This window comes from Shinella yambaruensis, from assembly GCF_022899355.1.
Classification (GTDB): Bacteria; Pseudomonadota; Alphaproteobacteria; order Rhizobiales; family Rhizobiaceae; genus Shinella; species Shinella yambaruensis.
This window is the reverse complement of the sequence record NZ_JALJCK010000010.1, coordinates 95,608-107,210: the sequence shown is the minus strand read 5'-3', so window position 1 is coordinate 107,210 and position 11,603 is coordinate 95,608. Positions and strand designations below refer to the sequence as shown.

Below are 11,603 nucleotides of genomic sequence, written 5' to 3'. Positions count from 1 at the left end.
GAGGAAAGGTCGCTGCCTTCCTCGAACGTACCGCCAATCCATCATTGCAATCACATAAAGAAATCTTTATATGATGTGATAAACAGAAGGATATGCCGATGACCGCGACGAACCCGCTTGCCCAGCTTCTTGCCGAAAAGCCCTTCCTGCTCGCCGACGGCGCGACCGGGACCTCGCTCTTCGCCATGGGCCTCGAAGCCGGGGAAGCGCCGGAACTGTGGAACGAGGCGAAGCCCGAGAACATCACGAAGCTGCACCAGGACTTCGTCGATGCCGGGGCGGACATCATCCTCACCAACACGTTCGGCGGTACGCGCCATCGTCTGAAGCTGCACCATGCGCAGGACCGCGTCTTCGACCTCAACAGGAAGGCCGCCGAGATCGCCCGCGCGGTCGCCGACAAGGCGCCGCGCACGGTGATCGTCGCCGGCTCCGTCGGCCCGACGGGCGAACTGCTCGTGCCGCTCGGCGCGATGACCTATGACGATGCCGTCGCCGCCTTCGCCGAGCAGATCGAGGGCCTGAAGGCCGGCGGCGCGGACGTCGCCTGGATCGAGACCATGTCCTCGCCGGAGGAGATCCGCGCCGCCGCGGAAGCCGCCACCAAGGTCGGCCTGCCCTTCGTCTATACCGGCTCGTTCGACACGGCCGGCAAGACGATGATGGGCCTGCATCCGCGGGACATCCAAGGCGTTGCCGGCGATATCGGCGCAGGTCCCCTCGCCGTCGGCGCCAATTGCGGCGTCGGCGCCTCCGATATCCTCTCCTCGCTGCTCGACATGACCGGCGCCGACCCGTCCGCGACCGTCGTCGTCAAGGGCAATTGCGGCATCCCGGAATATCGCGGCGCGGAAATCTACTATTCCGGCACGCCGCCGCTGATGGCCGAATATGCCCGCCTCGCCCGCGATGCCGGCGCGCGCATCATCGGCGGCTGCTGCGGCACGTCCTGCGAGCACCTTGCCGCCATGCGCGTGGCGCTCGACGCGCACGAGCCGCGCGAACGCCCGACGCTCGCCGCGATCATCGAGACGATCGGCCCGCTGCGCAACAAGACCGCAGACGAAAGCGCCGCCGCGCCCGCTCGCGAACGCAGCCGCCGCCGCGGCTGAGGCCAGCCGCCGGCACGAAGGATCATCAGCCGCCCCGGCCACGCCGCGGGCGGCTTTCCTTTGCCCTGACCTCTGGAAGCAGATAGGCGCCGGCATTACCCGCAAGGTAATCGATCTGCCGCGGAGCGCGCCGTAGGTTTCTCCCATACCGCCACGCACAGGAGAGACCCATGACCACCTACGCCCTCGCCCATCTTCGCAATGTCGCCTTCGGGGCGGAGATCATCGCCTATCTCGAGGCGATCGACGCCACCATGGCCCCCTTCGGCGGCCGGTTCGTGCTGCACGGCGACGGCAACAAGCGCGTGCTGGAGGGCAGCTTCTCCGGCGACGTCGTCATGCTGTCCTTCCCGAGCCGCAGCGCCGCCGAGGCCTGGTACGCTTCGCCCGCCTACCAGGCGATCCTGCCGCTGCGCACCCGCAACGCGGACGGCGACGTGCTGCTGATCGACGGCGTCGACGACGACCACAAGGCGACCGACATCCTGCAGAAGGGCTAGCGCGCTTCCTCCGCGAGAAATTCCCGCCAGGCCGACAGCCCCGCCTCCATGTTGCGCCGGCCGAAGCCGACGCGGAAACGATCCTGCGGCACGGGCAGGAGGTCGGAGACATAGAGGCTGGAGGGCAGCAGCAGCACGCCCTTCTCCTCCACCAGCCGCCGGCAATGCGCCTCGACGCCGTCAGCGCCGCGATAGCGCGGGAAGGCGACGCAGCCGCCGTCCGGCTCGGCCCATTCGTAGAGATCCGGATAATCGGCGAAGAAGGCGCCGAGCCTTGCCATGTTCTCCGCGCAGAGCGCGCGGTTGCGGGCGAAGATCGTTTCGCGCGCCTTGATCGCAATGCCGGCCAGCACCTCGGAGGGGCGCGCATTGCAGATGGAGAGGTAGTGCTTCATCTTCTCCATGCGCGCCAGCAAGGCATGGTCCTTGCTGGCGATCCAGCCGATGCGCAGGCCCGGCAGGCCGTAGGCCTTGGACATCACATTGAGCGAAATGCCCTTGTCGAACAGGTCGGCCGCCTGCGGCAGGCGTTTTGCGGCGTCGATCTCCAGCCCGCGATAGACCTCGTCGGAAAAGAGATGGATGCCGCGCCCGGCGCAAAGATCGACCAGCCCACGGAAGATCGCCTGGTCGGCGATGGTGCCCGTCGGATTGTTGGGGAAATTGACGGCGATGAGTTTTGTTTCGGGACGCAGCGCGGCGCGCACGTCGTCGAGGTCGAGCTGCCAGCGGTTTTCCGGCCGGAGCGCGATGCCCGTGACATGGCCGGCGGCGGTGACCGGCATCGTCTCCATCGACTGGTAGTTCGGCACGGTGACGATGGCGTGGTCGCCGGGCGCAAGCAGCGCCAGCATGGCGCAGTAGAGCCCCTCCTCCGCGCCGGCGAAGGTCAGGATGTCGGCGCCCGACAGCGTGTCATAGGTCGTCGCGATGGTCTCGCGCAGCTCGGGCGCGCCCCAGGTCTCGGTATAGCCGAGCGCGACGTGCTCCCAGGCCTCGCGATCCTCAGGCCCGGCCAGCGCCAGCAGGTCCGACATGGTCATCGTCTCGGCATCGCTTGCCGTCATGTGATGGCGCGCCTTGAACTCCCAGCGCGAGAAATGGGTTTCGAGGCGGAAATCCGGCAGCGTGGTCACGGGGTCCTGTCCTTCTGGCTCTGGCGCCGGGCATCGGCGAGATAATTGTAGATCGAGGCGCGCGAGGCGCCGATGAGGCCGGCGAGATGGTCGACGGCATTGCGGGTCTGGAACAGGCCGCGCCCGTCGAGCGCGGCGACGAGCGCCACCCGGTCGCCCTTCTTCAGCGCCGTCAGCGCCAGCCCGCGGGTGCGCAGCCAGTCGTGCAGCGCCGTGTTGATCTCCTCGCGCCAGTCGCCGGCGAAAAGCGAGGCCGGGCGGGCGGCCGCCGCGCCGGCAAAGGCCGAAAGCAGCTTTGCCGCGGCATCGAAATGCGACACGTCCATGTTGATGCAGAAGAGGCCGAGCGCCTGGCCGAAATCGTCCTTCAGCACCGCCGTCACCGATTTCAGGCGCCGCCCGTCCTCGCCGGTCTTCTCGTAGGGGCCGTAGATGCCGCCCTCGCCGGCCTCCTCCAGCGCCTCCTCGACGAGCGATTCCATGCCTGCCTTGCGGCCGGAAAAGGCGTTCCAGATACCGGCGATCAATCCCGTTTCGAGATCGTGCAGCACGACCTCGGCATGGGGATAGAGCAGGGTCGAGATGGCCGCGGCCGTCGCGGTGTGCTGGCGAAGCAGCAGGTCGGCGTTTGATGAGTCGTACATGCGGACAAACAATCCAAAGATAGATAATTTGTCAATATTGGATTTTTAGTCCAAACATTCGGTCACAGGCTGGCGACCCGCTTTGTCCCTGTCTATCCAGAGCAATTTCAGCAAAAGTCCACAGCGGTTTTGCGTCCGGAATTGCGTTAGAAATGAGAATCAGAGCGATTCTTGGGGGACGATCATGAGTGCCGATCTTGCAGCCTTTCCCGACCGGGAGACCGTGGCCGACAAGCTGGCCGCCCTCGGCGAGGCCGACCAGGCCTATCTGCGCCTTCTGATGGAAAATCCCAAGCAGGACGAGAACCTGCTCGAAGGCCTCGACCTCTATCTCAACCGCGCCGCCGGCGCCCGTTTCCTCAATTCCCTGAAGCTGGAAAGGCTCGGCGAATGGCTGGGCGAGACGGCGCCCGCGCGCCTGCAGATGCGGCTGACCGAGGCCGCCCGATCCAGCCAGCATGCCGCCTATGTCGCCTTCCGCACCGGCCTTACCCGCTCGGGCGGCCTCGAACGGGCCTATCCGAAGGCCTGATCCGCCGGCACCGCCAGCGGCCCGAAGGATTTGCGGATCATGTCGGCCATGCCGTCGATGGTCGGCCCGCTGCGCCGGGGATTGCGCTTCAGCACGACGCGCGAGGCATCGATCGGCGGAAAGCCGTCCGCAGCGGTCAGTTCGCGCGTGCCGGGCGGAATGTTGCTGCGCGATAGCGGCGCGACGGTGAGCCCGCTCATGACCGCCGAGCGCAGGCCCCCGCTGGTGTCGCAGGTATAGGCGATGCGGAAGGGGATCGCGTGCCGCTCCAGCGAGCGCAGGGCAAAGTCCCGGCACCAGCTCGAGCGCCAGTAGACGGCGATCGGCATGGGGCGCTCCAGGTGCCGGTTGTGCGCCACGGAGGTGACCCAGACCGTCGGGTCGATCGCCAGCAGCTCGCCGGTAACCCCGTCGCACCAGTCGAAGATGATGGCAAGGTCCAGTTCGTCGGCCTCCAGCGCCGCTAGCTGCTGGGCGGTGTAGCCGCACAGCACCGTCACCTCGGTATCCGGATGGACTTCCGCGAAGGCCGCCAGCGCATTGGGCAGGACCGTCTGGTTGTATTCCTCCGGAATGCCGACGCGCACCGGCCCGTCCAGCGGCACCGTGCGCATCGCCGCCGTGGTCTCGTCGACGAGCCCCACGATGCGCCGCGCATAGGGCAGCAGCCGCTGGCCCTCCCGCGTCAGGGCGACGCCGCGCGGACCGCGCTCGAAGAGCGTCGCGCCCACCGATTCCTCCAGCTTGCGCACCTGCATGCTGATCGCCGACTGCGTTCGCCCGAGCCTGTCGGCAGCATGCGTGACATTGCCGGCCTGGGCGACGGCGACGAAGATGCGGAGCAGGTCACTTTCGAGAGGTGGATACATTGGCGCCATCGCTTTTTCTGATACCTGCCATAATCGCTATTCGTTTGTGAAATGTCTACGGTTTTGCTTGGCTTGCCCTGCAAGGGAAGGCAAGGCCATGGGAATCATCGGAAAACTCTTGGAACAATGGATGCGGTTTCGCCGCAGGCAGGCGGAGTGGGAGGCCTTGCGGCTGCTCGTTGCGCGGCGGGATATACGGCTGCTGCGCGATGTGGGGCTGACCTTGGTCGAAGGCAGCGAGCGCGGCTATGCCCACCTGCCGCAGGTCAGGGAGCGCCGCTGGACGGCGCCCCTCATCCGGCTGCCGCCGCCTTCTCCCCGCAGACGGGGCGAAGACGATGCCGCGCCCGCTTCCGCAAGCAACATTCACAATACGAAGGAAAAGCCCGCCGCGTAGGTCGTTTCTTCGGCTTGCGGCATGGTGGTTTCGCATGGCGGGGCGTTCCCTCTACGGCCTGTCGGCCATCTCCCCTTGAGGGCAAGGCAATCGCCTATGGAATGCAATCGTCGCCGCAACCCCTTCTCCCCCAGGGGGAGAAGGTGCCGGCAGGCGGATGAGGGGGAGACCGAAGGCGTAAATGATTGCAATATCGCACCTGCCTCACCCCCTCATCCGACCCTTCGGGCCACCTTCTCCCCCTGGGGGAGAAGGGGTTGCGGCATCGTCCTGCCCCTATGCGCGAATCCCTTGTCCTCAAGGGGAGATGGCCGGTGGGGCAGAGGGAGTACCGATTGCCTCTGCCCGCAAGGACAAAGTCCGGCGGGCCTGAGGCAAGGCGGCCTATTCCGCCTTCTCGCCGGAAAGGCCGCCGGCGAGCTGGACGAGCTTCAGGAACTCCGCGCGATAACCGAACGGGTCGTTGCCCTTCGCCGCTTCCGCAAGGCCGAGGATCGAGCCGTAGGCATAGTCCTGCAAGGCGCTCACGCCCTTCAGCTTCTGCCCGAAGGCGGCGACGGCGACGGAGAAGCGCACATCCGGCGCGGCGGCGTTCACGTCGGCGACGGCATTGGCATCGGTCACCGGCAGGGTGGCGAGTTCGCTCGTGTCGCCATCCGGCTTCTTCCAGCGCATCTTGAGGAAGGCGAGCTCGCCGCTCTCGGCCACGGGCGCCGCTGCCGCGTTCTCCTTGCCGTAGCGCAGGGGATCGTTCAGCACGGCGGGGCTGCCCTTCGGCGTCACCTCGTAGATCGCCGTCACCCGGTGGCCGGAGCCGATGTCGCCCGCATCCACCTTGTCGTTGTTGAAATCCTCGCGGTTGAGCACGCGGGTCTCGTAGCCGATCAGGCGGTATTCGGCGATGCGCTCGGGGTTGAACTCGATCTGGAACTTGACGTCCTTGGCGATGGGGAAGAGCGAGGCGCCCGCCTCCTCCACCAGCGTCTTCTGCGCCTCGGCCAGCGTGTCGATATAGGCGGCCGTGCCGTTGCCGTTCTGCGCCAGCGTCTGCATCATGCCGTCATTATAATTGCCGCGGCCGAAGCCGAGCACGGAGAGGAAGATGCCGCTCTTGCGCCGTTCCTCGATGATGCGCTTCAGGTCGTCGTCGCTTGCAGGACCGACGTTGAAATCGCCGTCCGTCGCCAGCATGACGCGGTTGACGCCATCCGTCTTGAAGGCTTTCTCGGCCAGCCGGTAGGCCGTCTCGATGCCCTCCGCGCCCGCCGTCGAACCGCCCGGCTGCAGCGTGTCGATGGCGTCGAGGATCTTCTGCCGGTCCTTCGCCGCGGTCGGCTCCAGCACCACGCCGGCATTGCCGGCATAGGTGACGATGGAGACGGTGTCCGTGTCCTTCAGCTTGCCGACCAGCAGGCGGAAGGCGCCCTTCAGGAGCGGCAGCTTGTCCGGCTCGTTCATCGAGCCTGAGACGTCGATGAGGAAGACGAGGTTGGCGGCAGGCTGCGCCGTCGCCGCCGTATCGAACCCCTTGATGCCGATATGCAGCAGTTCGGTATCCTTGTTCCACGGCGTCGGCAGGACGGTAACGGTGGCGTTGAACGGCTTTTCCGCCGTCTCCGGCCCCTTCCAGTCATAGGGGAAGTAGTTGACCAGTTCCTCCACCCGAACAGCCTCCCGGTCCGGCAGGCTGCCGCCGAGCAGGGCGCGACGCACATAGGAATAGGACGCCGTATCGACATCGGCGGAGAAGGTCGAGACCGGATCGGTGGCGACGCTCTTGACCGGGTTGGGATCGGCCGAGGCGAAACGCTCGCGGTCCTCCGCGGGCACGGGCATCGCGATGGCGTCCGCCGTCGCGGAGGGCTGCGTGATGGCGCGGCTGAGCGACTGCGTGGCGACCGCCTCGCCCAACGCAAAGGAATCCGGCGCGGCCGCGAGGGCCTCCTCTTCCCGGCCTTCGGCAAGCGGAACAGGCTCGGCAGCCAGCATGTCGGTCGGCTGCGCGGCCTCCGCTTTCGCCTCCGCCCCGGTCACCTGCCCTGCGCTGCCGTCCCGGGCCTCGCCGCTTTGTAGGGCCGCGGAAAGCTCGCCGGCGTTCGGCGTGGTCTTCTTGGCTTCCTGCTGGCGGGCGCGCAGATCCTGGCCGCCGGACGTTTCGGCGACCTCCGTCGTCACGGTGAGCGGCACGGTGCCGTTGTTCACCAGTTCATAGGTCACGAGGCCGGCGACGGGCACGACGAGCAGCGTGGCAAGGGCCGAGCCGGCGAGAAGTCTGCGGTTCATGATGGGGCTCCATATCCGGTTGAAGATGGAGCTTTGACGCCCGCCTGCGGACGATCCTTGGGGGCTAGCCGCATTTTTTTCCGCGCCGTCGAACGCCTCCATGGCGGCGGCGAGCGCACGGGCACGGGACGCGGGGTCGGCGGCAGGGGCCCTGTCGCGGGCGAGTTTTTCGAGGTCGAGATCACTCATCGTCTGTCCTTCCGTCACGCGGCCGCATCGCGCAAGAGCACCTTCAGGCGCTTGCGGGCCTCGTGCACATGCCAGGAAATCGTCGTTTCGGCGCAGCCGAGCACATCGGCCGCGGCCGCATGGCTGAGGCCTTCGCCGTAGATCAGCAGCACGGCGTCGCGCTGCTTGTCGGGCAACTGGCGCACCGCCTGCCAGAGTTCTTCGTTGCCGTCCTCCGCGGGGGCGCCGTCGAGCACCGCCTGTTCGCGCAGATAAGCGGCGTCGCGCCATTCGGCCCGGCGGCGCTTGCGCAGCTGGTCGCGCGCGGCGTTCAGCGTCACCGTATAGAGCCAGGTACCGAAGCGGCTCGCGCCCTTGAAGCCGCGGATGGCGCTTGCAAGGCGTATGCAGACCTCCTGCGCCACGTCCTCGGCATCCTGCCGGTCGCCGCACCACCGCCAGGCGACGGCATGGATGAAATCATAGCGGCTCTCGACAAGCGTGGCGAAAGCCTGCCTGTCGCCCGATGCCGCCTTTTCGACGAGTTCTGTTTCCACGGGTCCATCCCGATTGCTGTGCACTATCCTTTCAGACGTGCGTCGGGCGACGATCCTTGGGTGCCCTTCCGAAAAAATTTCTCACCAGGGCAGATTTTTCACGACGGCGATGATGGTGCCCATCACGGCATTGCGGTCGTGACGCCGGATTTCCAGGGCGTAGAGGCTGGAAATGCTGCCATCGAGGAAAAGCGCGTTGCGGCTGTGCAGCCGGTCGCGGAAGAGCGTCGCGAAGTCGTGGAACCGGACCGGATCGTTCGAGATGACGAAGGCGATCCGCCCGTCGGGAAGGCTGCCGACCCCATTGCGGATCTGCAGGCTCGTGCCGTCGGCAAGGAACCGCGGATGGATCTTGCCGTCGATGACCAGCATCGGCCCGGACTGCGTCGCCTCGCGCGGCGAAAGCCCCGTCCTGGCGAAGGCCTCCGTCTCCATCACGCCGGCCCTTCCCTCGCCAACCCAGAACACGCCGTTCGGCTTGAGGAAGAAATTGCCGAACGCATCGCCCCGGTTGAGCGCGCCCGTCTCCCGCCCCCCTTCCACCAGCAGGCCGACCGGACCGTAATCGGGGTGATACATGCCGCCGTTCATGGCGAAGGTCATGTGCTGCCCGTTGCGCAGGAGGTGGGTGTTGAGCTGGTCATAGCGCGCGCCGCGGCTGGCGAGCGTCGCCGCACCGAAGAGCCGGATCGTCTCCTGCGCGGGGTCGAAAGTGCAGACGGTGTAGCGGCCGGAAAGATGCTCGATCTCGGCGCATTTCGGCGGTTCGGCCATGGCAACGCTCCGCAAGGTCAGCGCGGCGAGAAGGAAGGAGAGGAACAGAAGGGCGCGCATGCCCCTGGCTCCGCCGGCAATGCGGCGAATTTAGCAGCAGGCCCGACAAAAGATCAAAGCGACAGCGCCGCCATGTGGAAGCGAAGCTGGGCCTCGTCGTAACGATAGGCCGCCCCCACGGGACAGGCCGCGCGGGAAAGGCAGCCGGCGACCATGCAGCCGCCCTGCCCCACCGGCATGCGCAGATGCGCCCGGCAGGCGGGCACGTCGAACATGTCGAGACGGACGGCACCGGCGGGACAGGCCGTCAGGCACGGCTTGTCGCGACAGTGCGCACAGGGGTGCGGCGCGGCACGCAGAGGCGCATCCGCGATCGGCATCGAAAAGCCGAGCGCGCCGCGATAGCCGTGCCAGAGGCCGTAGACGGGATGGATGAGGATGCCGAGCGGCGAGGCCTTCAGGCCTTCCGCCCGCATCGCCCAGCGCTGGAACGGCTGCCAGGGCGGATCGGAGGGAAACCAGGCGGTCGCGCCGGCCGCCGCAGCGACGGCCTGGACGACCTCTTTCGACCAGGCGTCGAGCGGGTCAGGGCCGCCGCGATCCGCCCGCTCGGCCCGCCAGCGCGAAAAGGCCGGCCAGATCGAGCTGCCGATATTGCCGACGAGCGCGACGCTGGCCGCAGGGCGGCCATCCGCAAGGTCCGGTGCCGCCTCGTCCCCGGCGAAGTTCACGGTGCCGCGCAAAAAAAGACCGTGCGGCTTTAGAGCCGCACGGATCGTATCGAGATCGGGGCGACGCCCCCTCACCGGGTCACGTCCCCCTTGAGTTCATAGTGGGGACGCCAGACTTCCTTCTGGATCATGTCCGCCACCCGCGTTGCTCCGCCTTGCTCCCTGGCGCGATCGGGACCCTTTCAGGTGAAGGCGTCCGGCATCGAGTCCTTGCGGCTCTTGACGTAGGCGAGCAGCGCCTCGTCGATCGCCGGGTCGAGATAGGGCGCCTCGTAGCTCTCCAGCCAGGTGCGGCAGAGCGCGTTGGCGCGGTCCTCGATGCGCTTCTGGCCTTCGATCTCCCACTGCTCGAACGAGTTGTTGTCGGCGAGCGGCGAGCGGTAGAAGGCGGTCTGGAAGTTGGCCTGGGTATGGGCGCAGCCGAGATAGTGGCTGCCCGGGCCGACCTCGCGGATCGCATCGAGCGCCTGCGCATTCTCCGAAAGGTCGATGCCCTCGGCGAACTTCTGCTGCATGCCGAGCTGGTCCTGGTCGATCATGAACTTTTCGTAGGAGGCGACGAGGCCGCCTTCCAGCCAGCCGGCCGCATGCAGCACGAAGTTCGTGCCGGCAAGCAGCGTCATGTTCAGCGTGTTGGCCGATTCGTGAGCGGCCTGCGCATCCGGGATCTTCGAGCCGCAGAGCGAACCGCCGGTCCGGAACGGAATGCCGAGACGGCGGGCAAGCTGCGCCGCGCCGTAGGAAACGAGCGAAGGCTCGGGCGAGCCGAAGGTCGGCGCGCCCGACTGCATGGAGATCGAGGCGGCGAAGGTGCCGAACAATACCGGCGCGCCCTTGCGGATGAGCTGGGTGAAGGAAGCGCCGGCGAGAACCTCGGCCAGGATCTGCGTCAGCGTGCCGGCCACCGTCACCGGGCTCATCGCGCCCGACAGGATGAACGGCGAGACGACGCAGGCCTGGTTATGCCGCGCATAGACCTTCAGCGCGCCCACCATGGTCTCGTCGAAGACCATCGGCGAGTTGGCGTTGATGAGGTTCATCATGACCGTGTTGTTTTCGACGAACTCGTCGCCGAAGACGATCTTGGCCATGGCGATCGAGTCTTCCGCGCGTTCCGGCGCGGTGACCGAGCCCATGAACGGCTTGTCGGAATATTTGATGTGGCTGTAGACCATGTCCAGGTGGCGCTTGTTCACCGGAACGTCCACCGGCTCGCAGACCGTGCCGCCGGAAGAATGCATGGACGGCGCCATATAGGCGAGCTTCACGAAATTGCGGAAATCCTCGATCGTCGCATAGCGGCGGTTGCCTTCGAGGTCGCGCACGAAGGGCGGGCCGTAGACCGGCACGAAGACGGTGGCCTTGCCGCCGATATGCACGCTGCGCTCGGGATTGCGGGCATGCCAGGTGAAGCTGGACGGCGCGGTCTTCAGGAGCTTGCGGCAAAGGCCCTTCGGAAAGTGCACGCGCTCGCCCTTGACGTCGGCGCCGGCTTCCTTCCAGAGCTGGAGCGCTTCCGGATCCTCGCGGAACTCGATGCCGATCTCCTCCAGCACCCGGTCGGCATTCGCCTCGATGAGCTGCAGGCCTTCCTCGTCGAGGACCTCGTATTCCTTGATCTTGCGGGTGATGTAGGGCAGCGAGGGGCCCGGACCGCCTCCCGTGCGCGATGCGCGCCGCGCGGCCGCACCGCGCCCCTCACGCGACCGGCGTCCGCCGCCTTCACCGGCGCCCTCGCTTGCCACCTGCTGAATGTCCTCGCTCATGATCCGTCTTTCCTTGTTCTTCCGGCGCTGGAGAAGCGCCTCTCGTCCTATGCTAGCAAGCCGCCGGGGCGGGACGGTTCTCAAAGCGCCAAGCGGTGGCGCACGCTGGATATCGGCACCGTGGCGACTATAGC

At 66.8% G+C, this 11,603-nt stretch carries 12 protein-coding genes; 4 read left to right on the top strand and 8 right to left on the bottom strand.

What is annotated here, in order from left to right; translation table 11 throughout:
* Positions 1 to 98 precede the first annotated feature (98 nt).
* Both bmt and MUU56_RS22535 read left to right on the top strand, forming a co-directional pair.
* The gene (gene bmt / locus MUU56_RS22540; RefSeq protein ID WP_244769515.1) at positions 99 to 1,112 is read left to right on the top strand and encodes a betaine--homocysteine S-methyltransferase; all 1,014 of its coding nucleotides are present in this window, start codon (positions 99 to 101) and stop codon (positions 1,110 to 1,112) included.
* Between the two features lie 170 nt (positions 1,113 to 1,282).
* A complete protein-coding gene (locus MUU56_RS22535) occupies positions 1,283 to 1,612 on the top strand; it encodes a DUF1330 domain-containing protein (RefSeq protein ID WP_064330356.1) in 330 nt (109 codons plus the stop codon).
* Here MUU56_RS22535 and MUU56_RS22530 read toward each other — a convergent pair.
* Both MUU56_RS22530 and MUU56_RS22525 read right to left on the bottom strand, forming a co-directional pair.
* Positions 1,609 to 2,748 (bottom strand): aminotransferase class I/II-fold pyridoxal phosphate-dependent enzyme, encoded by a 1,140-nt coding sequence (locus MUU56_RS22530; protein WP_244769514.1) that lies wholly within the window; start codon positions 2,746 to 2,748, stop codon positions 1,609 to 1,611. The two genes, MUU56_RS22535 and MUU56_RS22530, sit on opposite strands and share 4 nt — an antisense overlap.
* Positions 2,745 to 3,392 (bottom strand): helix-turn-helix transcriptional regulator, encoded by a 648-nt coding sequence (locus tag MUU56_RS22525; protein WP_244769513.1) that lies wholly within the window; start codon positions 3,390 to 3,392, stop codon positions 2,745 to 2,747. Before MUU56_RS22525 ends, MUU56_RS22530 begins: the two co-directional genes overlap by 4 nt.
* A gap of 184 nt (positions 3,393 to 3,576) precedes the next feature.
* Here MUU56_RS22525 and MUU56_RS22520 point away from each other — a divergent pair, with 184 nt between their 5' ends.
* Complete coding sequence (locus MUU56_RS22520) at positions 3,577 to 3,924, top strand: hypothetical protein (RefSeq protein WP_244769512.1); 348 nt, start codon at positions 3,577 to 3,579, stop codon at positions 3,922 to 3,924.
* Here MUU56_RS22520 and MUU56_RS22515 read toward each other — a convergent pair.
* Positions 3,909 to 4,793, bottom strand: a complete 885-nt coding sequence (locus MUU56_RS22515) for a LysR family transcriptional regulator (RefSeq protein ID WP_244769511.1) — start codon at positions 4,791 to 4,793, stop codon at positions 3,909 to 3,911. The genes MUU56_RS22520 and MUU56_RS22515 overlap by 16 nt on opposite strands.
* 97 nt (positions 4,794 to 4,890) lie before the next feature.
* On the opposite strand from MUU56_RS22515, the gene MUU56_RS22510 reads away from it, so the two are divergent.
* On the top strand, positions 4,891 to 5,190 hold the full coding sequence (locus tag MUU56_RS22510) for a hypothetical protein (protein ID WP_244769510.1): 300 nt from the start codon (positions 4,891 to 4,893) through the stop codon (positions 5,188 to 5,190).
* 384 nt (positions 5,191 to 5,574) lie between these two features.
* On the opposite strand, the gene MUU56_RS22505 is transcribed toward MUU56_RS22510, so the two are convergent.
* The 5 genes from MUU56_RS22505 to MUU56_RS22485 all read right to left on the bottom strand — a co-directional run bounded on the left by MUU56_RS22505 (position 5,575) and on the right by MUU56_RS22485 (position 11,469).
* Positions 5,575 to 7,662, bottom strand: coding sequence for a VWA domain-containing protein (locus tag MUU56_RS22505; RefSeq protein WP_244769509.1), 2,088 nt, complete (start codon positions 7,660 to 7,662; stop codon positions 5,575 to 5,577).
* 14 nt (positions 7,663 to 7,676) lie between these two features.
* The gene (locus MUU56_RS22500; RefSeq protein ID WP_244769508.1) at positions 7,677 to 8,198 is read right to left on the bottom strand and encodes an RNA polymerase sigma factor; all 522 of its coding nucleotides are present in this window, start codon (positions 8,196 to 8,198) and stop codon (positions 7,677 to 7,679) included.
* Between the two features lie 81 nt (positions 8,199 to 8,279).
* Positions 8,280 to 9,032 carry a phosphodiester glycosidase family protein gene (locus MUU56_RS22495; protein ID WP_244769507.1) on the bottom strand — a complete coding sequence of 251 codons (753 nt, stop codon included), beginning with the start codon at positions 9,030 to 9,032 and terminating at the stop codon, positions 8,280 to 8,282.
* 53 nt (positions 9,033 to 9,085) lie between these two features.
* Entirely contained in the window at positions 9,086 to 9,778 is a 693-nt protein-coding gene (locus MUU56_RS22490) for a 4Fe-4S dicluster domain-containing protein (RefSeq protein WP_244769506.1), read from the bottom strand.
* Positions 9,779 to 9,885: 107 nt separating this feature from the next.
* Positions 9,886 to 11,469, bottom strand: coding sequence for a trimethylamine methyltransferase family protein (locus MUU56_RS22485; RefSeq protein ID WP_244769505.1), 1,584 nt, complete (start codon positions 11,467 to 11,469; stop codon positions 9,886 to 9,888).
* Positions 11,470 to 11,603 lie beyond the last annotated feature (134 nt).